The sequence below is a fragment of the Desulfocapsa sulfexigens DSM 10523 genome, assembly GCF_000341395.1.
GTDB lineage: Bacteria > Desulfobacterota > Desulfobulbia > Desulfobulbales > Desulfocapsaceae > Desulfocapsa > Desulfocapsa sulfexigens.
The window spans coordinates 972,882-993,273 of record NC_020304.1; the positions used below are offsets into that span (position 1 = coordinate 972,882).

19 protein-coding genes are annotated in these 20,392 nt (G+C 44.3%); 3 read left to right on the forward strand and 16 right to left on the reverse strand.

Annotation, left to right across the window (positions count from 1 at the left end):
• Positions 1-255: 255 nt before the first annotated feature.
• Positions 256-846: a carbonic anhydrase gene (locus UWK_RS04265; RefSeq protein WP_015403116.1), complete on the forward strand. Its 591-nt coding sequence runs from the start codon at positions 256-258 to the stop codon at positions 844-846.
• Positions 847-1,131: 285 nt separating this feature from the next.
• On the opposite strand, the gene UWK_RS04270 is transcribed toward UWK_RS04265, so the two are convergent.
• Complete coding sequence (locus UWK_RS04270) at positions 1,132-2,313, reverse strand: ATP-grasp domain-containing protein (RefSeq protein WP_015403117.1); 1,182 nt, start codon at positions 2,311-2,313, stop codon at positions 1,132-1,134.
• Between the two features lie 511 nt (positions 2,314-2,824).
• Here UWK_RS04270 and UWK_RS04275 point away from each other — a divergent pair.
• Entirely contained in the window at positions 2,825-3,202 is a 378-nt protein-coding gene (locus UWK_RS04275; RefSeq protein WP_015403118.1) for a hypothetical protein, read from the forward strand.
• A 428-nt stretch (positions 3,203-3,630) separates the two neighbouring features.
• Here UWK_RS04275 and map read toward each other — a convergent pair whose 3' ends face one another.
• The 7 genes from map to UWK_RS04310 form a co-directional block, all read right to left on the reverse strand.
• Positions 3,631-4,650 carry a type I methionyl aminopeptidase gene (map, locus tag UWK_RS04280; RefSeq protein WP_015403119.1) on the reverse strand — a complete coding sequence of 340 codons (1,020 nt, stop codon included), beginning with the start codon at positions 4,648-4,650 and terminating at the stop codon, positions 3,631-3,633.
• A 254-nt stretch (positions 4,651-4,904) separates the two neighbouring features.
• Positions 4,905-5,189: a type II toxin-antitoxin system RelE family toxin gene (locus UWK_RS04285; protein WP_015403120.1), complete on the reverse strand. Its 285-nt coding sequence runs from the start codon at positions 5,187-5,189 to the stop codon at positions 4,905-4,907.
• Positions 5,179-5,430: a type II toxin-antitoxin system Phd/YefM family antitoxin gene (locus tag UWK_RS04290; protein WP_015403121.1), complete on the reverse strand. Its 252-nt coding sequence runs from the start codon at positions 5,428-5,430 to the stop codon at positions 5,179-5,181. Before UWK_RS04290 ends, UWK_RS04285 begins: the two co-directional genes overlap by 11 nt.
• Positions 5,431-5,877: 447 nt before the next feature.
• A complete protein-coding gene (locus tag UWK_RS04295) occupies positions 5,878-6,099 on the reverse strand; it encodes a hypothetical protein (RefSeq protein WP_015403122.1) in 222 nt (73 codons plus the stop codon).
• Between the two features lie 14 nt (positions 6,100-6,113).
• Positions 6,114-7,001, reverse strand: a complete 888-nt coding sequence (locus UWK_RS04300) for a hypothetical protein (RefSeq protein WP_015403123.1) — start codon at positions 6,999-7,001, stop codon at positions 6,114-6,116.
• Positions 7,002-7,177: 176 nt separating this feature from the next.
• On the reverse strand, positions 7,178-7,945 hold the full coding sequence (locus UWK_RS18200; RefSeq protein ID WP_015403124.1) for a hypothetical protein: 768 nt from the start codon (positions 7,943-7,945) through the stop codon (positions 7,178-7,180).
• A gap of 154 nt (positions 7,946-8,099) precedes the next feature.
• Entirely contained in the window at positions 8,100-9,485 is a 1,386-nt protein-coding gene (locus tag UWK_RS04310; protein WP_015403125.1) for a hypothetical protein, read from the reverse strand.
• A gap of 205 nt (positions 9,486-9,690) precedes the next feature.
• Between UWK_RS04310 and UWK_RS04315 the strand changes: the two genes are divergently transcribed.
• A complete protein-coding gene (locus UWK_RS04315; protein WP_041916648.1) occupies positions 9,691-10,698 on the forward strand; it encodes an integron integrase in 1,008 nt (335 codons plus the stop codon).
• Positions 10,699-11,049: 351 nt separating this feature from the next.
• Here the strand turns inward: UWK_RS04315 and UWK_RS04320 are convergent, their stop codons facing one another.
• The 8 genes from UWK_RS04320 to UWK_RS04355 all read right to left on the reverse strand — a co-directional run bounded on the left by UWK_RS04320 (position 11,050) and on the right by UWK_RS04355 (position 20,344).
• Positions 11,050-11,697, reverse strand: coding sequence for an alpha/beta hydrolase (locus UWK_RS04320; RefSeq protein WP_015403127.1), 648 nt, complete (start codon positions 11,695-11,697; stop codon positions 11,050-11,052).
• Positions 11,697-12,728 carry an acyl-CoA synthetase family protein gene (locus tag UWK_RS04325; RefSeq protein ID WP_015403128.1) on the reverse strand — a complete coding sequence of 344 codons (1,032 nt, stop codon included), beginning with the start codon at positions 12,726-12,728 and terminating at the stop codon, positions 11,697-11,699. The genes UWK_RS04320 and UWK_RS04325 overlap by 1 nt, the downstream gene beginning before the upstream one ends.
• Positions 12,721-14,697 (reverse strand): efflux RND transporter permease subunit, encoded by a 1,977-nt coding sequence (locus UWK_RS04330; RefSeq protein WP_015403129.1) that lies wholly within the window; start codon positions 14,695-14,697, stop codon positions 12,721-12,723. The genes UWK_RS04325 and UWK_RS04330 overlap by 8 nt, the downstream gene beginning before the upstream one ends.
• Before the next feature lie 5 nt (positions 14,698-14,702).
• Positions 14,703-16,157 (reverse strand): aspartate aminotransferase family protein, encoded by a 1,455-nt coding sequence (locus UWK_RS04335; protein ID WP_015403130.1) that lies wholly within the window; start codon positions 16,155-16,157, stop codon positions 14,703-14,705.
• 2 nt (positions 16,158-16,159) lie between these two features.
• Complete coding sequence (locus UWK_RS18205) at positions 16,160-17,581, reverse strand: SDR family oxidoreductase (RefSeq protein ID WP_015403131.1); 1,422 nt, start codon at positions 17,579-17,581, stop codon at positions 16,160-16,162.
• On the reverse strand, positions 17,578-18,819 hold the full coding sequence (locus UWK_RS04345) for a U32 family peptidase (RefSeq protein ID WP_015403132.1): 1,242 nt from the start codon (positions 18,817-18,819) through the stop codon (positions 17,578-17,580). The genes UWK_RS18205 and UWK_RS04345 overlap by 4 nt, the downstream gene beginning before the upstream one ends.
• A gap of 15 nt (positions 18,820-18,834) precedes the next feature.
• A complete protein-coding gene (locus UWK_RS04350; RefSeq protein ID WP_015403133.1) occupies positions 18,835-19,800 on the reverse strand; it encodes a multiheme c-type cytochrome in 966 nt (321 codons plus the stop codon).
• 109 nt (positions 19,801-19,909) lie between these two features.
• On the reverse strand, positions 19,910-20,344 hold the full coding sequence (locus UWK_RS04355) for an MOSC domain-containing protein (RefSeq protein ID WP_015403134.1): 435 nt from the start codon (positions 20,342-20,344) through the stop codon (positions 19,910-19,912).
• Between the last annotated feature and the right edge of the window lie 48 nt (positions 20,345-20,392).

Consider the following 20,392-nt stretch of genomic DNA (forward strand, 5'->3'; position numbering starts at 1 on the left):
CCCCCCCTACTCCTGGCCTTTCCTCGTAGACACTAACATCTCAACTCATAAAAAAAGTTGAGCAAATCCCTCCACAATAGGATCACCCAATAGCATTACTCCTGAAATTCTCTAATAGCAGCATGCAGTCCCCCCTATTTAATTCTTGACTTTATTAAAAACAGCGCTAAGAATGCAAGCTTTGTTACAAATTGCAACAAAAGTACAATTTTTTTTACACACCCTTTACCGCTGATATATCCTAAGGAGAAACGAATGGGAAAATCAATCATGCCAAGCCCTGATCTGGCATTACAGCAGCTTCTGGATGGCAATAAACGCTTCACCAGTGCCTCTCTTGCCCATCCCAATCAGGATGGTGAGCGACGTATTTCTCTGGGTAATGGTCAGGCTCCCTTTGCCGCTGTATTAGCCTGTGCAGATTCACGGGTTCCACCAGAGGTTCTTTTTGACCAGGGCCTTGGCGATCTTTTTGTCGTCCGAGTGGCAGGAAACATCATAAATGACCAGTTGCTGGGCAGCCTGGAATATGCTGCAGCCCACCTGAACACCCCACTCATCGTGGTTCTTGGACATACAAGCTGTGGCGCTATTGGTGCGGTAGCACAGGGGGTTGAACTGGAAGGACATATTGCATCCCTTGCCCCTGCTATTCAACCGGCAATTGATAAAGTCAAAGACCAGGAAGGAGATCTCACTGACAATGCTGCCCGTGAAGTGGCCAGGATGACGGCCAAACAACTTCAAGAATCTCAGCCCATCATGGCTGACCTGGTCAAAGAAGGTAAATTAAAAATTGTTCCTGCCTTTTATGATTTAGAGTCAGGCGAAATAGCCCTCCTTTAGACAAACCTGATTACCATTGATCCTCAGCTTACCCGCCTGAGGAGGAGTTGTTTCGTGTTGATTACATGGGCATCTGCGGCCCGGACGGCCGCAGCAGAGCCCCCAGGGATGGGTTTAATGCGTCCCATATAATCGACACGGAACAGCTCCGGGTTGCAAAGCTGAGTTTCGATGGTAATCAGGTAGACAAATCATACGAGTTCACCCGTTCTATATAGACACTGGTGAACTCTTTTGTTTTATCCCTGTGGCAAGAAACTCCAGAGTACAGCATTTACCATCTCTTCAGATAACCTGATCGATTTCGATAAATTCCTTCAAATCTGAATTCAGGATATTTTTCAGCTCGGCAAAATTTTCCTCGCGCGTCTCAGTAAAGAGAAATCCAAAAACAGGATAGCTCGTATAGTCAACTTTTCTGAGTTCCAACACCTGCTCAAAACCAGCCAGAAGCTTTTCATAATCAAAGGATTTGATAACACTTCCATCTATACCGGTTGAATTATCCAGAACGATAAGACTGAAGAGTTTTCCCTCTTTACCCTGGAGCAACTCATCCCAATCCGGTTTTTGCTGTGTGTAATAATAGAGATAGGGATTCAACCCATAGGCACTGAAGGTCATGTCAGCGGTTGTGCACCAGCCTCCAAAACGCATGGGGTTCACTTCAATGGGCAGGAGCATCCCGTTGCTCTCTCTTCTCAATTCGATATGTACAGGAAAGCTTTTCACGTCAGCCAACACACCAATTTTCCCTACAAATTCAGTGAATTCTGCGAGGTTTTCTTCCACAATTTTCTTTGATGTAGTATAGACTCTATCACTGACATCGCTGTCGGATGCAAAAGTGTGACGGAAAATACTCAGAATAACAGGAGTACCGCTTTCGTCGTAATAAGCATCGATTGCAAATTCTTCCCCATTAATACACTGTTCAATAATAAAGGAACTGGTATCCAGTACTTCGTCAGGGTAGAGGCCCCTGATCTCCTCAATTTCCTGGTAAATTAATGCTACGGTCTTCTGCCACTCCGCACTATTTGCAACCTTATACACGCCCATACTGAAAAAGCCGACGCTTGGTTTGATAATAAAGGGCAAGGGAATATCCTCAAGTTGCAACTCGTGCAACTCCTCCACAGCAACCTCTCTGAAATAGAGGCCAGGAAAGATGGACTGGGTCATTTTCCGAAATTTCCCCTTATCCTTAAACAACTCTATTTTTTCAGGAAGATCACTGAAGGGAAAATGCTTTGCCAACCAGCCGATTGCGTTCTCAGATGTTGTGTATACCGGAAAAATATCCTGCTCCCGAGCCATTGCAATGGCTTGTTCTTCACTGATCATTTTGGTGCCATCATACAACCCGATCTCTTTAGCTATCTTGGTTGCAACAACAGGAATTCCGTGATCCCTGACACTCTTTTTAAAAAAATCTGACACATAGGGTTTATCTATAAAAAACATTCTTCATATCCATGGGGTAAGTTTTTCACGCAGTCTGCAGGCCACTCTCATTTCTCTTCCGAACGAAGATATGAAGGATCAGGAACAATGTCAAAACAGTTCTGCAAATAAAAGCATTAATGAACCCGGTACCTAAAGATGTTCATACTATTTCCCCCGGTGTCAGAAGACAACATTGGTTTCTGAACCTTACGTCCTCACTTCGACAATCTTGTCGAGATACACATTGATTGTCGAAGCACCACCTCCCTAAAAGGCACCCACAATTGGATAACATTACGATTTATAAGGATAATAAAAAACAAGAGCTGTTTGGCACACTTGTTGTAATACCAAAGGCACGGGTCAGGGCAATGCTGTCGGGCGCAGGAAAATTTATCCTTACTCACTGCCAATACAAGAGCAGAATCATCCTGGAAAGGCCATGATCGCCATAGACGCGCACACGCATTTTATAATTAGCACTCACAACCTTCTCATAAGAGAGGGATAATTTTAAGGAGGAATTCCAATGAAATGTTCTACAAAAACTGTCAAAACACTTGTTATTACTGCAGCAATCACACTTATGGCCATCCCTGTTATGGCCGGAAATGGTCATGGCCCAGGCGACGGTAGTGGAAAATCCGGTTCTGGTCCCAGGGATGGCTCAGGCTACGGTTCGGGAAGTGGCGACTGTCTCAATGCAGCAGGTTTTTATCTGAACAGTGATCTGCTTGTACGCGGTGGGAATGGCGGCGGCAATGGTGGTGGAGCCGGGGATGGTTCCGGAGGTGGTGCCGGTGGTAATGGTAATGGTGACGGGACTGGCGATGCACCCGGCGATGGTACCGGTAACGGACCCGGTACTGGTTTAGGTGATGGCACCGGGGATTGTCTGGCCTCATAATAATGTTAATGGGAACAAAGAATAGTAATTCACTAGGATTCTATTCTTTGTTCTCTGCTCCAGAAGAACAACCCGACTGTACCCGAGATATGTACCTTCACTCTCTATCCATATCCTTGCCCGGATACGATACTCTCCCGGAGGGATATTCTGGTGACTTGAGCTATGCTCTTTCTTCATAATTCGATACATGCATATAAATACCTGATTACCACTGAGCCTCAGCTTACCCGCCTGAGGAGGAGTTGTTTCGTGTTGATTATATGGGCATCTGCGGCCTGGACGGCCGCAGCAGAGCCCCCAGGGATGGGTTTATGGCGTCCCATATAATCGACACGGAACAGCTCCGGGTTGCAAAGCTGAGTTTCGATAGTAATCAGGTATAAATATATCGAATGGCAAATATAATTTTCAGGGAGGGCAATTAATTATTCCAGCCGCCTTTTCCCATCTCTTAAAAACCAGGGTTCCAGTCCGCCGGTCAGAATTTCTACTCCACCACTGTTTACAAGGATGGTATGTTCAAACTGGGCGCTTAGAGCGAGATCCGCTGTAACCGTCGTCCAATTGTCATTCCACACCCTGGCGCCATGGCCCCCGCAATTGATCATGGGTTCAATAGTGAAGGTCATCCCCTCTTCCATAACAGCCTTATTTTCCGGGTCATAGGAGTGGGCCACAAAGGGAAACATATGGAAATGCTCACCAATACCATGACCGCCATAGGGACGGAAAACGACATAGCCGTATTTGGCGGCGTGGGCTTCAATGACCCGCCCGATTTCGTTGAAGCGCTGCCCCGGTCTGACAACATCGATCCCTTTCATCAGGCATTCCCAGGTACACTGAACCAGGGAAAACGCCTCCTCGGTCACGTCACCGACCAGTACTGTCTCGGAGCAGTCACCATGCATGCCATCAATATAAACGGTCACATCACAGTTAATAATGTCACCATTTTGCAACTTTCTACTGTCAGGGATACCATGCAATATTACCTCGTTCACAGAAGTACAGATTGACTTGGGAAATCCCATATAATTCAAAGGACTCGGATATGCTCCATGTGCTATTGCAGCCTCATGGGCAATTTCATCCAGTGCATCGGTGCTCACACCGAGTTCAACTGCCGCAAGCACACTATCCAGTACTTTCCTTGCAACCCCACCTGCCCTGCGCATTCGACTGATTTCATCATCGGATTCTTTTTTACAGGACTTCCCTGAATTACCGGTCTTTCCTGTTATGGCATACTCAGGGAGAAATATATGGTCAGGAACCCTTCGTGGAAGGCTTAGTGTACCTGGACCGACAGGTGCCTTTCCGGCAACCAACTCGTTAGCATCAGGCGGAACCGTTTCTCCCTTTTGGTCCGAACGCAAATGACACCTCTTATATTTTTTACCACTGCCACACCAGCAGAGTTCATTTCTTCCAGGTACAATCATTAACACCACTCTCCATATGTATTCCCTGTCGATCCACCACTCAAACAGTAAGAAGGAATGACTCAACACTCTGAGTCACTTCTCCCCTACGGCCTACAAGATACGCTGAGCTTTGCTCAGCGCAACGGCCGGTGTCAGCTGCCCCAAGCAAATCTGTGGACCAAATTTGTGCGAAGAGAAATGATCCAAGAACGGAAAAAGTACATTCGAAGAACCGCGCTACCCAAGGTCAGCTGGATACCATTGATAACCAATTATTTTCGTTTTTTCGCCTTTTTATAGACTAAATTTTTGTCTCTTTTGCCGATAGCAATTACGTAAACAAAAACTTCTTCATCAACTACTTCATAAACAAGCCGGTATCCGCTTGCTCTGAGTTTAATTTTGTAGTGGTTCTCAAATCCAGACAGGCGACTACCAGAAACATGTGGCGATTCTAGGCGTTCTTTTAATTTTTTCTTGAATTGTGATTGTATAGTGTTGTCTAGTTTTTTCCATTCCTTAAGGGCGGTTGGGAGGAATTTTAATTTATAGCTCATCTAGTGTAATTTCCACAGCTGAGATTTTTTCAATTTCCCTTTCTTTTACTATAATTCCTAGTTGGTGATCCTCTAGTCTTTCCAGTAGTGCTTCATATGTTTCTGCTGGAATTAAATATGCAGTCGGCTTGTTGTGATTGAGAATAGCGATTGGTTCACCATCTGACTGATCTATCAAAGCAGAAGGGTTTTTCTTTAATTCTGATATACTTGCTGAGCGGCTTGCTAGTACTGATTCCATTGATTCACCTATAATATGATTTTTTATTATGGTTTAATTATAGGTCTTAATTGTGGTCTTGTCGAGTTTTATCATTTTTCTGCTTAACGGTCGCTGTTGAGCAAATAAAAGGGCAAGTCTCCCTTTGACCTATAGAGCCAAGCAAAAGCCAAAAGCAGATTTTCCCCCTTTCGTTACTAAGAAAAAAAATTATGATTATTTCGGAAATTCACCTTGTCATACCATTCTTTTGTCATTCACCAGCTTGATCCTACCCCGTTCCTAATTGGACATGATACAAAGCACCTTGATATACCATACGTAGTAGCCTTGATATGTTTTTACTTTATCATACACTCACCACATAGGTCAAAAGGAGACTTGACCCTTTTTTTCTCCTTAATTTACCCGGAAAGGTGGCCTGGAAACCGAGCTGCTTGTTTTCCAGTGCATACAATTGTTATACAATTATAGTTTTTTTTCAGTCTGAAAGCCAGGAGGGGAATCAGAGGCATTCTCCTCGTCGCACATTTCTGCACAGATGATGCTAACTTTTTTTGCAAAGTTTGTCGGCAGTCGATGTATATTAGGCTCCGCACTAGACATTAAATGTGCAATTTCATTAATTGTTGTATTTTGCATGTTTAGATCTTTTGGTGTTGTGTTGAAAAATTTCTTTAGTTTATTCATTTCCGAGGCACCAATTAAAGATTGTTGACAGCGTGACAAATTGATTTTGCAATTAAGTCAGCTGTGAATTTTAAAGAATCTACATGGGTGATATTAAAGGTATTCTTTTTTCGAGATGTAATATGCAGCAATCCTATCATGCTGATCCCTTGGCCATCGTAGCCATTGAGGGGAGCAACCATCATTGTTTTTACTTCATCAGGGTATTGGTCATCATTTTTTGTTTTTTTATAGAATTCTTGTTTTGATGCTCTTTCTAAATCATTAAAAATGAGAATCCCTTGCTCTTTTTTCTTTAGGAAAAAACTAGGTATGCCCTCATCAGAGCATATCGCCTCTGATGTTTTATAACGGTTTTTGTTAAAACCAGAGGATCTTGCAATAGTATAGTAGGTGATTTTATTTACACCTTCGATGTCTTTTTCTTTAGCAAGTCTTATGGCAACTTCGATAGAATCGTCCTTCAATAATCTAATGTAGTAATCTTTAAGATGGTCACATATTTTACCCGTGAATTTTCGTAAGAATTTTATCTCGTGTTTCTCATTTCTTTTTTGGTGAGAATGCCTCCTTTTACATATTTTTGTTTGATAATCTCTTAGGAAATGGGAAAGACTATGTAAGTAAAACTTAATATCTAATGATCTTATAGTTCTAAGCCTCAAATAAAAGAATGAAGCGCAGAATATTAAGGAAAAAAGAAATACCAAAACCAAAAATACTGATTTCATTTCTATGATTCTGGTACTTTTAAAATGTTCTGGCCACCAGAAAGGAGTCCCCATTGATATAATGGTTATTAGTACAGTTATTAAGAAGCCACGAAGCCTTGAAAAAAAGCCAAGTGCTCCTATCTGCCATGCATTCCTTCCATCTTCAAAGTGGTCTACACATTCAGACATTCATTGTTCTCCTAATTGTAAAGATCGTACGTATTGGTGGATAGTATAAAGCCAACGCAAAGCTAAGACGCGCGCCTAGCCGGGGTTAAATTAAGTTCGAGTTGTAATGAGATGGCCGAAGCCGTTTAAGCAAAGCGCAAGTTTGCGCGTCGTGCTTGAGCGAATTGTTATAACTTTTATTTTTTAATTACCCTTATTATCTCTGATAGTAAGAAGTCTAAATCATTTGAGAAATCGATCTGTGTTACGTTTGGCAGAGACTCAGAACTTCTTATTTGAGAATGCAAATAATAATCGGCTATTTTTCTTGAACTATTCTCAAGATGCTGCATTGATTCTTTAAACGATTTTGCTCCAGAGTAATTATTTGCTACTTCTGAAAACTTAGAACAGTTTAAGATAGGTGGAATATGATCAAGTATTGCTCTTGTGACCATGATTATTGAGAGATAACACTCACCAGCAAAGTTTATGTTCATTTCCTCACATAAACGAACCAATTTGCTCAAGTCATATTTTTTATTGGATAAAGCTTTCAGCTCATTAATGCGGTCAGGGTCGACATAGGCTCTTGAGACAGTTTGGATTTTAATTTCTTTTCTTCCACTTTGTTTTGCTTCGTTTTGTGCTTTTGCTGGCGCTGACAAATTTGATATTTTAATTTTTAATGGTAGGCTTCCAAGCCAGCGAAGACGACTTTGGACTCTCATCCGAAATATTGACCAAGAAGATGGGTCATCATAATAACTACCACCAACTACTAAATTTGAATCTCCTTGAGCAGCCCATTCTGCCGAAAGACCACTGTCGGGGAATTTGGTTGTCAGCCAATCTGTAACTTCATTTACCCAATAGTTAAACTCGCTATGGGTTTCGACAGGCTCATGCTCATCGAGCAGAATTTGCCCCTTTGCAACAATTTTATCTAGTCCTTCAAGTGGCATATTTCTCTTTATTTACAAGTTATAACGTTTGAACTCAGCGGAAAAATAAAATACGTGGCCAGGAGCTTTTCATTAGCAAGTGCCATTTTACGTGACGGAAACTACACAAACCCCGGACCTCATTTTTTCCGCTGAAGTGACTTGTTAGTGTCTGTTATCTTGGTATTTTTGATAGTAAATTTCCAAATGTATCTGCAAATGTTTTTAGGGCATGCTCATCAATTACTTTTGGATCTGTTTCTTTATAATCATATGCTTGTCCAAATATTTTTTCACAGAGTTGTTTCTTGAGATTTTTTTGTTCATCCTCATCTAGGGTGCTAATGAATGGATCGAAAGCCTTAATCTGCAAGGCGAACCATCTGTTTCGTTTTTCATTGTTTCTGTGAACTGTGGATTGTTGTGCAGAATAAGCACTACCCCAAAGAAGAACACCAGATATTGAAAAAGTTGAAAACAGTTTGAACCAAAGAAGAGCCCCACTTGTTTGAGCTTTCGATGAGGATATAGATTCACTCTTTTTGCTCTGGTCTGTTGTTACTATTTTAGATTTAGCTATATCTTTTGACGGAGGTCTCGTAACAGCTTCTTCAATCTTGGTGGTGAGTTTTTCCGTTATGTTTTTTTCTTTAAAATTAGTGTGGTAGGAAAATAGTAACCAAAATACAGTGAGAATGATAAAGCCTACAGATACGAAACGCCATTTATTAGCCTCAGTTTTTTCTTGGTTTGCATTTTTTAAATAACCTGCACCAACACTGTCACGAGCAGTAATTTCGTACAATTCAAGAATTGACTTATGTTTTTCATCACTGTCTGAGAGAATACTTGATATTTTTTGTTCAAATTCAGATTCATTTTCTGATAGCTTTTCATTGTACTTGGAGATAACAGTGTCTATCTCAGCCAACTTCTCTTCTGAAAATTTATCGCGCCAATCCGTAAATGATTGACTACGATTTTCTTGGGCAGCTGAAAATTGCTGTTGCCATTCAGATATGTGACCGTCAATTTCTTGCTTTTTAGTATCTATTTTATCTGACAGTTGCTGCAACTGGGTCTCATTGGTTTTTGACGAATCAGATAAATTTTCTAGTATTTTACTTAGCGCATCCTTCTTTGAAATTAACGTTGAGCTTATTGTGTCAATAAGTTGTTCAAGTTCTTTAATCGGAGGCTCAATAGAATAACTTGTTGTCATTCCCATGAGTAATGATAATTGTGTTAATTGGTTTGCTATTAGATCATTTGCACTTGTCAGATGTGCTACATTTCCATTGGATTTGTATGAAGTTAATTGTGAGGAAATGTTTTGGTGCCTTAGCTGAGTATTTAGTGAGTCTAGTTGGTTGTACGGGACAATTTCAGGGTCAATTTTTCGCAAGGCCTCTTCGTACATAGATACTATTTTTAGTAGCCTTCTTTTTTCAATAATCTCATCTTCATCTAAGTCGTTAAAATTCTCAGAGACATTATCTCGAACCCAATTCAATGTTTCATGGATAGGATGGTTCTCAAGTTTTTCTTGCCAACGGTTCATTCTATTCTCTGGGTTTAAGGTTTATGAAGATGATAGGTTATTGGACACTAACAGTGTTAATACATGGACAATGTCCATCATAGTACCTTATATATAGCCACTTTTTCCACTTATTTTGATATTAATAGCTTTATATGGAAAAAAGTGTCCACTTATTACTTTTTTCTTCATTTTGTCCATGTAATGCGATATTATGATGGGTATCATGGAGAATAAGACAAAATTTACCCCAAACCCTAAGTCAAAATTAATGGATCAAGTTCGAGAGACCTTGAGATATTATCATTATGCTCATTCAACTGAAAAAACATATTGTCAGTGGATTTTGAGATATGTCTATTTTTACGATAAAAAGCGACATCCAAAAGAAATGGGAGGCCGCGAAGTTGAGAGTTTCTTATCTCACCTGGCAACACATGGAAAAGTGGCTGCTTCAACCCAGAGACAAGCTCTCAATGCATTAGTTTTTTTATATCGCGATGTTCTTCAAATTCCTCTTGATCAATCTATCGCCCCCATTCGTTCTAAACGCAAACCTCATCCCCCAACCGTTCTTACAGAAAACGAAGTTGAGAGGGTGTTCGCACAAATGAAGGGCACCCATCTACTAATGGCCAAATTGATTTACGGAACTGGTATACGCCTAATGGAGTGTATTCGTTTGCGTATACAGGATATTGATTTTGGCCAGAGGCAACTGTTTATCCGCTCCGCAAAAGGTGGAAAAGATAGAACGACATTTTTGCCTCGTTTTGTTCACGACGAACTTCATGAGCATGTCGAACGTGTAAAAAAACTGCATCGCCAAGATCTTGAGCAAGGCTTTGGCGAAGTGTATCTACCAAATGCACTAGCCAGAAAATATCGAAAAGCAGCTTGGGAAACATCGTGGCAATACGTATTCCCAAGTAAATCACGATCTATAGATCCAAGGAGCAAAAAAGAACGTAGACATCACGTACTTGAGTCAGGCCTGCAAAAAGCTGTTAAATCGGCTGTGAGAAAGTCAGGGATCGACAAGCGGGCAACCGTCCATACTCTTCGCCATTCCTTCGCTACACATATGCTTGAAAATGGAACCAATATCCGTGTGCTTCAAGATCTTCTTGGACATGCTGATGTGAAAACAACAGAAATATATACCCATGTTATGCGAAAGGATATTGATGGGTTGCAAAATCCGCTGGATCGTCTGTACAGCAAATCCAATTAGAAGGAAAATCCTTCAAATAAACTGCCGTCCATTAAAACAGAAGAGTTATATTTGTTCAATGAATAGTTGTGCTATTTCACTGATAATTCTAATACTATTTTGCAGAGACGTGCGGTAAAAAGGGTAACTATCGTGTAATATAGGCAGGTTTAGATGTTTCCTGAATATACGTAATAAAACCTAATTTTGCGAAGTGTCGACAACTACAATTAACAACCTGATTACCACTGAGTACTTTTGTAACATCCACCTATTTGGGTGATTGTGAAAGAATTGCATCAATATTTATTCGCCCAATTCTATCCTTGAGCTCTTAGCCCGGGTGAGAAATTCAGGTTAGCCGACCACAAGTCAGACAGTAAGGAGGAATGACTCAATACTCTCTGCAACTTCCTGCTCCCTGCCAAGAAAAAAATGGTCACTTCCCAAGATTTCATGGATGGTAGCATGTAACGTCACATTGTTTTTTTGTTGAATTAGAAGATTATCGTTTTCAGCAAAAAGCAGCAGAGTTTTGCAGCCTACACTCCTTAATGGTTCAAAATCGTGTTCACCCAGAGGCGGGGTAATTGCACTAAAGCTGAGAGCAGTCCCGAGTGCGGAGAGCCCAATAAAACTGCCGAAGGAGTACCCGACCAGATGGAAATTTGAAAAATACCTGGAACTCCACCGTATCACCTCTTCCGTATCACAAATGATTTCAGAAAAGTCATTTTGCTTATCCAGCCTGTCCCAGTATTCAAACAGGGGCAGATCTGGTTCTGCCTTGAAACTTTTTCCCACCCCACGATAATTAAAGGAAAGCACCGGAAAATGATATGCCAGCGTTTCAGCCAGGGCAGAGACAACATTGTTGTCCATATTTCCTGCAAGGAGTGGATGGGGAGAACAGAGAATTACCCCCGGTTGACCGCTGTTTTCTTCCCTGTAAGTGAGCCTCCCTTCCAGACTCCCGAGCATACAGGGTATGCTTACATCCTGACTGAAATGGGAGCTCATCAATACACTCCACCACTCTTCTTTTGGTGAAAACTAAGACCTTCAATATTGCTGATCCCCTGTTCACCATCCCTCATAACCCGAACAGCAGTGTCCCGTTCAAGCATATTTAGAAGCAGAAAAGATCTGTCGAAACGGTGAAACATAATCCGGCCACGTTGCCCTTCCGGGACTGTATCTGCTAAACGTGGCGGTTCATGTTTATCTTTTGGCAAAGGGAGAAGATGCAGATGAAGTGACGGATCGTGAACAAAAAAGACAGAAGGTTCTCCCATAATCTGCTCGGATTCAAAGGTTACCCCAAAGAGACTGTTACCATATCCGGGAAGAATCACTGCAGCAGGAAAGAGCCTTGCAAGCTGCTGGCTGGTCTCACTATCCTGAGCCATACCTCCTGTGTGGATACCCGTAATCTGTAGCCGTTGCTTCTCTGTCATCTGCTTAGCAAGGACGAGGAGAAGTGGCGGGGTTGTAAAGAGAACCGTAATCTCCTGCTGATTGATAATATTTAAGGCCTGAGAGCTGAGGTGATCCATATAGAGCATATGGCCCATTGAATTCGGCTGCTGCTGCTTTACCCAACGGACATCACAGTCAATGGAAAAAGGTTCAAGACTATCAGTAGCACGGGCAAAGGCTCTTGCTGCCTGTGCAATAACATGGGGCCCTGATGGCCCGACAAAGAGCCACTTTTGATGTGTTGGAAAATGAAAGCGCCTCACTGCCTGAAGCCAGGGAGCAACAAATGCGGCATGAAATTCTTCTGGCAAATAGACCCTGCGACACGGATTGCCTGTGGTACCACCAGTTTCAGCAAGAATCATCTCTGCCATGCAACCGTGGAGTGAACGTGGAACAAAATCAGTAATCGGTCTGCTCCGCATTGCCTCCACATCCATGGGACCAAGCAGCTGCAGATCATTGATTTCCTGGAAATCCCGACGCTGCAGATCTTTCCTCTTAAGAGCATCCAGCCAGTATGGTGTGCCGGTATCGGAATCAAAATGAATATCAAGGATCTGCTCAAACATTATTTTTCTCTCCTTCCATAAGCAGGACAGGCAGGATGGACAGGTCACAGATCAGTGCCATCCACAGGGACAGACTGATCAAAAGACCAAAATAACCAAGCGGTATAAAGGGGGAGGCCAAAAAGGCAAGAAAACCGGTACCTGTCACCAGGGTAGTGGTAATTATGGGGGCTCCTACCTCCCTGAAAACCTGATCCAGTCGCTGGCGGGGCCTCAGATGTTTATCCTGATTCTGGTAACCGTAGAGAAAATGAATGGTATCATCGACAACAACACCAAAAATAATAGAGGCAACGGTAATAGTAGCCACTGACAGCGGAATGCCAAACCAGCCCATAACGGATATCACGAGAACCACGGGCAGCAGATTTGGAACCATGGCGATCAGTCCCATCTTTATCGAACGCAGTAACAATCCGATAAGGAGGGAAATGGCAACAAAGGCCACACTGAAACTTTGCAGCATTGAAGAAAAAAGCTCCTTCTGTCCTCGCGTGTAGAGGGGGACGGATCCTGTAACGTAGGGCGTGGTCGAGTGGCCAAGATTGCTCTGAAAAAACGCTTCCATCTCATCTGCAATGGCAAGTGTTGCCTCTGAAGAGATCGTCTTTATAAGAATGGTCAAACGTTCAACCTTCTGGTTGCTCGAAAAAAAATCTGGCAGCAGCATGGTGGCACCAAGACTGACAACCTGCTCCGATTGATTTGTCATGGTATACACATAATGGGTAATTTCAGGATGTTGAATGGCAAGCTCCTTTAAATGGCCATCAAGCTCACTTCTAAACAGTGGCTGTCGGAAAAGATCTATCTCAATGGGGGTGAGACCAACTCCAGCATCTTCAATGGCCTGATAGTTGAGACGTACCACGGAGTTATCGGTGAAAAAATCCAAGATCAGAGATCCTTTTTGCAGGCGTCCAATACCAAATCCAGCTACAAGTAGAGCCAACAGCAAGGCAAGGAGAATTTTTCTTCTCTTTCGGAAAAGGAAAAGGCTTGTACCTGCAGGCAGAACCAGCCTTTTGGAAAAGCTACCCGGCTTCAGAAAGACCGGCACAAGAATAAAAGTGACAAGCAACGATATCAACGTTCCAACGGCCCCCCAGAGACCAAGTTCACGAACCGGCCCATAGCTTGAAAAGAGGAGTGAGCCAAAGCCCATTGCCGTCGTTACTCCAGACAATGCACAGGGAGGTGCAACTCTACAGAACACATTTATAGGTGTATCGCCAGGATTCCACCTTTTTATGCTGAAATGAATCCCATGGGCCATGCCGAGAATAAGGGTCAGCGGAGGCAGGGCAAGAAGAACCATATTCATTTTGACCCCACACAAGCCAATAAGTCCCACCAGGAGCACAGCCGAAAGTAACCCACAACTCAAGATCAGCAGAGCCTGCGTTCTGCATAATAGTAACACAGCAATACTCACCACCAGAAGAACGACCGGAAAAAGGACAGTGGTGGCTTTAGCCGACAGGGTATCCAGCTGTTTGGTAAGGTACCAGACACCGCCCAGATGATAGGTCTCCACCTGATGCGCCTTCATAATCGGTGGTATTTGTTTGAGTATCTCAGCCAATTGTGCAGGATTGGCCGTACCTACCGGCATAAGAGTAAGAAGACTTCCCCGTGTCCCCTGGACGGTTTCAAGTCCCACACTCCTGCAGGAACTGACATCCGGAAGGGTTTTGAGTGCTTTCCTTATCTGGACAAGAGTCAGACCTTTCACTTGCCGGGGAATAAAAATAAGCAGGGGATCTGAAATATTGGTTCGTTTTAGAAATTGCTGGTAGGCCAACCAGTCTGGAGAATCTGCTGACTGCCACACCTCAAGTGAATTATCAACCTGACTTTTCGATGCGCCATAGCCCCCGACAACAGCAAGAAACACCATCAGGATCACAACCCACAGGCGATGTCGGCGCAGATTTGCAGCAAAGCGGGAAAGTGTTGTATCCAACATAGGGACTACTTTTTCCGAAATGACACAGCCCAGGAGCCTATAAACTTCATACCAGAATTCTTCACAGCATAATTCACCCGATTTTTCACCAGATCCTTTGGCCCCTGGCCCAAAATTTCAGCCAGTGATTTCAAAAAATAATCAATCTGCTCCTCGGTGATAACCAAAGGAGGATACACCCGAAGCACTGCCCGGTTATTGAGCATCAGGGTACCGAGTATACCATGTTGCTTGAGCAGTGCCGCTGCAACCATTCCGGGAAGATGTTCACGAAGCACTGATTTTAAACCGGGTAATTTCAATGGCAGATATTTAGCCTGATCAATCACATCAACGTCAAATTCAATGCCTGCCATCAGGCCACGCCCCCGCACATCTTTGATCCACTCCGGATACTCGCCCTGTAGACGTTTAAGGCCATCCAGCAACTGTTTTCCACGCTCCTGAGTATTGAGCAGGAGATTCTCTTCCTGTAAGACCTCAAGAGCTGCCATGGCGGCTGCACAGGATGTTGCCCGGCCCCCGAAGGTTGATGTCTGTACAAGGCAGTCATGGGGATTTTCATATGCAGTTTGAAATACCTTGGAGGTGGTAATGGTGGCCCCAATGGTGGCCACGCCACCCCCCAGAGACTTGGCCATGGCAACAATATCAGGAACAACCCCTTCCTGCTCACAGGCAAGGAATGTCCCGGTACGTCCCATGCCGGTCTGAATTTCATCGAGTATCAGCAATACTCCGAAACGATCGCATAATTCCCGTACCTCACGCAGATACCCAACCGGCGGAATCATAATCCCGGCCTCTCCCTGGATGGGTTCCAGAATAACCGCCGCCACCTGTTGTCTACCGTCCCGCTTGTTTTGTTCCAGCAGGTGTTCCAGTTCATCGCTCTTGCCATAGGGTACATGTTGAGCTGGAAGCGTTGGAAAAAATTCACGAAGACGTTCACTGCCGGTAACCGATAATGCCCCTATTGTTTTGCCGTGAAGCGAATTGTCCGCATAGATAAACACAGGTCGTTCCCCTTTAAAACAGCGGGATGCCATCTTTAATGCAGCCTCAACGGCTTCTGTTCCCGAGTTGCAGAAGTAGACCTTGGAGAGGTCACCGGGAAGCAGCAATGACAGATTGTGGGCCAGAAAAGCGGTATAAGGGGAGAGGAGTTCCTTGGAAAGGTCGACTCGCTGCTGATTTTGAACATCCTGCACAGCACGGATAATTTTGGGGTGATTATGGCCAAAATTCAAGGCGCCATAGGAGGAGACAAAATCAAGAATCTCTTTGCCATCGCTTGAGGTAATTACCGCTCCCCGTGCACTCTGCGGATTTATGGCCGTATATTCACCGATCTCCAGAAGCGCCACCAGCCCAGGATTAATATGTTCACGAAATTTTTCCACTGCCTCTGTATAGGGACGCTCTGTAACTTCATCTACGGGAATCCAGTCAGTATGCATTTTTATGGGTGAGCAAGTAGAGGTTCAAAGTGATAGGGATACTCACGGAAAAATTCTTCCAGAGCCGTTGCAGTACGCAATGCCTCCCTGGGGTTGGCCACCAGCTGAATGGCCCCCTGGAAAAAACCCTGCTGAGGCGACATTTTTCCAGAGGCAACTTGCAAAAATGTGTTGCCATCGGTGGTGTATCCAAAATTTCCTGATGATCCTCTGGCAATCCTTATCAATATCCCGTTCATAATGGTAACTGTCCAGGTAGTATAGCCCTTGATCTCAATTTGAAGACAGGCTGAAAGGGATGCCAGATTCTTGATTAACGGCTTTCCGGTATACTGTGGTAGAAAATGAGTAAAATAGCGTTCAAGGTGAAATTGCTCATCGTGGCTGACTCCTCTGTCGAGTTCCTTTTTAGTGGAAAGAAAGATGATAAACGCGGAAAGGAGATCTTCTTCTTTAATGGCAGGCAAAACCTCCTTCCCCAGAGAATCTTCCAGATTATCTCTGGCAAACGTTGTGGTCAGATTAAGGTAGGGAGCATACACCTTCGTCTTTTTCGAGAGGATTTTTTCTGGCCTTGTTAACTCTTCTTTCTCAACGCCGGCGGCAGTAACCCATGCAACAGCCTCCCTTGCAAAAGCCTGATTAAAAACCCGTGCCAGAGTATCATTTGGGAGGGCTACAGCTGGTGTGAGATGGTATGTTTTCCCGTGATCACCACTTTTTTCGGCAAGATCCGCAAGTGCTAAGGCCACATCATCATTAAAGACAAAGGGCAGATGAGCCCTGGGATTCCCTTCCACCCGCAAGGTCTTGAGACGGTTTTTCCGTTTGGCACCTTCAAGACAGAGGCGAAACACCCCGTCCAAAAACACAAAAGGGCCAAAGACAGAGATACTGGCCGCAGTTGGTCTTCGTTCCAGAACAATTGATGGTCTATACACCGTATACTGTGGAGATGGTTCCTCACGCAGAACACACTCCCCTCTGTATTTGGACTCTTCATAGAAGTTATGAAAACCTTGCCCTTCCTGCAGCTGATCTTCCCGAAATTCTCCTCCCCAGTCACCGCAGACAAAGGCGGTGGACACGTGATGGAGCCAGGCTCCACTGATCAGGGCCAGTTCTTTGATATGGCGCACACCTTCAATGTTTACGGCTCCATACTCTTCAAGAGACTTGCCCTTGAAATCCGTTCGTGCAGCGAGATGAAAAATGCTGTCAACCTCCCGGCACAGTTGTTGCCATTCTTCGTCAGGCAAACCCAGCAAGGGTTTACTTACATCCCCTGTCAGCCAGCGCAGCTGAGAGCTGTCTGGCTCTTCGGGATGACGACAAAGAGCTGTTACCCTCTGTCCCCGCGCCAGAAGAAGATCAATTAAAGGACGGCCGATGATACCACTGCCCCCTGTCACCAGAACGGTCATGACAAATGCCCCTGACTGGCAGCTGCCTCGTTCCAGCGTTTCTGCTGCTGAAGAGTCTCCTCGGCCGTGGGAATATGGTTGACCAGCCTTCGAATATTTGCCTCCATGGTGGCGATATAACCTTTCAGCAACTCCGGACCATTGGTCTTAAGATGCTTTGCTGCCCATCTATCACAATGACCGCAGCCTTCACAGCCGAGACGGCAATCCGGTTCCGTCCTGTGAAAATAATCAAGAAAGCCAGACAGCTCATCATTTTCAAGACTAATTTCCAGAGGATCAAGCTTCGTCCCATCAGCCTGCTTTCGAAATTGCAGCCAGTGAGGCCAACCAAGCAAGGCCAGCAAATTTCCCTTAAATTCTCCCTGCAGATAAAACCTGGCCCGATCTAACAACTCGCCACTCTCAAGTCCCCGTCCGGCAATCTTAAAATGATGGAGTCCAATTTCTTCATAGAAATGCAGATCCTCAGGACGTACCCAGGGACTGCGCATAAACTCGCCGGGGTTTTTTAGTTTCTCCAGATAACACCAGTTAAGATAATACTGATTATAGGGATGACCACAACCGTCCTTGTGAATATGACCTCCAGAAGCGGCAGTGCAATAGTGATTAAATTTAAAATGACATTGATAGAGACAGACCGGGTTCACAACAATCTCCAGATCGACCCTGCTCCCTGGCGTCACACGGCGCAAAAAACGAAAATCGCGATTCACCTCCACGTCGAGGACAATTCGACTGGCTCCAATCTCTTCAAACTGATTAATACCACGTTTGGCCCCCACATAGCCAATGGTGGAAACAACCACCTCGAGTTCCGGGAAGCTGCTCTTGATAATATCCACAAGATATGGTGCTGTAACTGTAACGGATGCGACTCCACAATCACAAAGGAACTGCAACAGCTCCTCAAACTCCTGGCGCCCGTCATGGGTGTACTCAAAATTGGCGTAACTGGGGGAGTTAAGCAGGTAATTGAAGGCAATATCCTGATCGAGCGCCAGACGCACATGTTTTTGAAATTCTGATCTGCTGATAAGAGGGAGATATTTAGCGGGCCGTGCAGAATGAAAAGAGCCGTGCTGAAAAGAACCGTAGAGTTCAAAGACCCTTCCGCCACTCTCGCTATAGCGGCTGTTGAGTTCAGCAAGATCAGTAATAAAACCATCGCTAAAGCTGGTGGGCAATGTTATGCGTCTCGAAGAGAGTACCTGACTGCTTTTTTTCTGTGTCATTCGATAGTAGGTCGCTCAAAAAGAATCCATGGCAAAAGGGTATGACCCTATCAATGTGGCCTTTTGCGTGGAGTGATGGAAACGGTACAGGTCAATGGATAGATCGCGACTGTACTCCTTTTGAGGAAAAATCACTGCAAAGCTTTTCTCTTCTCCCGGGGCAAGTACTGAAGAAATATTAATTTTCTTCTTTTCAACCACTGTTCCATCAGGCTGCCGCCAGCTGAGGACAACAAAAAGCTCCTTAGTACCATAGGTTCCCGTAGGTAAATCATGGGGCAGACTGTTTTTCAGCCTAAAATGAATGGTGTCAGCTTCCATTGCATCCAACTGGATTTCAGGACCTGTTCCCTGCTCCGGCTGATTGGGCAGAATCAGATAATGACTGTACACCCTGTGAACCGGCTCAAAGGACACCAGTATATTCGAAAAGGAATCTGTCCCCCTGGTATGGGGACGTTCAACGGAAACCCCATGGCATCCGTGACAGGTAGGATAATGCTTCGTGGCTCCCAGGCTTCGCCATTGCTCATAGGTTTCTTCATGGCAGACCCCGCAGAGTTGCGACGAATCTTTCTTTGAATTGACCTTGGAATTTTTAGTTATGGCATGGGGGCTGAAGAGTGCTCCAGAGTCGTGGGGACCATGCATGGCCTGCTCATACAGATGACAGGAGATACAGGTAACTCCTTCTTCCCGGTTATAGCTGCGGGCCTCTCTTTCAGGATTCTGCACACTGCCTGGAGAATGGCAGAAAAGACATTCCTCCTCCTGGTACTGGTCGGACTGGAGTTTGAATTCAGGACTGACAAAGGCTCGGGCATGAGCAGTCTGTTGCCACTCTGCAAACTGCTCGACATGACAGGAGCCACACTCTTCAGCTGTGGGAGCATGACTATCCTGATTCCGCACCTCAGTCAGATGGCCAAAGCCACATGAGGTCATGATCAGACAAAGAATAAGAGTAACAAAGAAGCGCATAACAACTCGATGTCCCGAAGGGATAATTTTTCAAATCATTTATCTGTCATGACTGTAAAGACATTTACCGCTAACTACAACTCTTTAATTGTCTCTATTCAGAGTTCCCTCAGCAAAAAGATATCGTCTCACCGGCCTTTGCCTCTCCACCCTGAATAACCCTGGCAAAGATACCTTCTTTGGGCATTATACAGTCCCCGGTTGCTTTTTTTATCACACACCCATCATTATGGCATTTCTTACCGATCTGAGTGATCTCAAGAATGATAGCAGTGCCAATCTGAATACTGTCTCCGACCGAGACCGATGACAAACCAAGCCCTCTGGTGATTATATTTTCTGCAAATGCACCATCTTTCAAAGAAGGCAGTTTCTCTTTCACTCTGTCAATACTTTCCCCAGCGAGCAGAGAAACCTGCCGATGCCACTTACCACCATGAGCATCACCCTCAATTCCAAATCCCTCCTGAAAGTTTGCAAGATCCACCGGCTTTTTCACCATTCCCTTTTTCCTGCTGATACAAATTGCTTCAATGGTTGCCATCATTTTCCTCCGTCATTGATACATTGTTTTTTTATCGGCACCGACTCT

What these genes read in the sequence shown, in the direction of transcription:
- UWK_RS18200 (WP_015403124.1), bottom strand. Translation starts at nt 7,945, where the DNA reads ATGCCACTTGAAGGACTAGATAAAATTGTTGCAAAGGGGCAAATTCTG.
- UWK_RS04300 (WP_015403123.1), bottom strand. Translation starts at nt 7,001, where the DNA reads ATGTCTGAATGTGTAGACCACTTTGAAGATGGAAGGAATGCATGGCAG.
- UWK_RS04335 (WP_015403130.1), bottom strand. Translation starts at nt 16,157, where the DNA reads ATGCATACTGACTGGATTCCCGTAGATGAAGTTACAGAGCGTCCCTAT.
- UWK_RS04290 (WP_015403121.1), bottom strand. Translation starts at nt 5,430, where the DNA reads ATGGAATCAGTACTAGCAAGCCGCTCAGCAAGTATATCAGAATTAAAG.
- UWK_RS04310 (WP_015403125.1), bottom strand. Translation starts at nt 9,485, where the DNA reads ATGAACCGTTGGCAAGAAAAACTTGAGAACCATCCTATCCATGAAACA.
- UWK_RS04275 (WP_015403118.1), top strand. Translation starts at nt 2,825, where the DNA reads ATGAAATGTTCTACAAAAACTGTCAAAACACTTGTTATTACTGCAGCA.
- UWK_RS04320 (WP_015403127.1), bottom strand. Translation starts at nt 11,697, where the DNA reads ATGAGCTCCCATTTCAGTCAGGATGTAAGCATACCCTGTATGCTCGGG.
- UWK_RS04295 (WP_015403122.1), bottom strand. Translation starts at nt 6,099, where the DNA reads ATGAATAAACTAAAGAAATTTTTCAACACAACACCAAAAGATCTAAAC.
- UWK_RS04330 (WP_015403129.1), bottom strand. Translation starts at nt 14,697, where the DNA reads ATGTTGGATACAACACTTTCCCGCTTTGCTGCAAATCTGCGCCGACAT.
- map (WP_015403119.1), bottom strand. Translation starts at nt 4,650, where the DNA reads ATGATTGTACCTGGAAGAAATGAACTCTGCTGGTGTGGCAGTGGTAAA.
- UWK_RS04285 (WP_015403120.1), bottom strand. Translation starts at nt 5,189, where the DNA reads ATGAGCTATAAATTAAAATTCCTCCCAACCGCCCTTAAGGAATGGAAA.
- UWK_RS04325 (WP_015403128.1), bottom strand. Translation starts at nt 12,728, where the DNA reads ATGTTTGAGCAGATCCTTGATATTCATTTTGATTCCGATACCGGCACA.
- UWK_RS04265 (WP_015403116.1), top strand. Translation starts at nt 256, where the DNA reads ATGGGAAAATCAATCATGCCAAGCCCTGATCTGGCATTACAGCAGCTT.
- UWK_RS04350 (WP_015403133.1), bottom strand. Translation starts at nt 19,800, where the DNA reads ATGCGCTTCTTTGTTACTCTTATTCTTTGTCTGATCATGACCTCATGT.
- UWK_RS04315 (WP_041916648.1), top strand. Translation starts at nt 9,691, where the DNA reads ATGGAGAATAAGACAAAATTTACCCCAAACCCTAAGTCAAAATTAATG.
- UWK_RS04355 (WP_015403134.1), bottom strand. Translation starts at nt 20,344, where the DNA reads ATGGCAACCATTGAAGCAATTTGTATCAGCAGGAAAAAGGGAATGGTG.
- UWK_RS18205 (WP_015403131.1), bottom strand. Translation starts at nt 17,581, where the DNA reads ATGACCGTTCTGGTGACAGGGGGCAGTGGTATCATCGGCCGTCCTTTA.
- UWK_RS04345 (WP_015403132.1), bottom strand. Translation starts at nt 18,819, where the DNA reads ATGACACAGAAAAAAAGCAGTCAGGTACTCTCTTCGAGACGCATAACA.
- UWK_RS04270 (WP_015403117.1), bottom strand. Translation starts at nt 2,313, where the DNA reads ATGTTTTTTATAGATAAACCCTATGTGTCAGATTTTTTTAAAAAGAGT.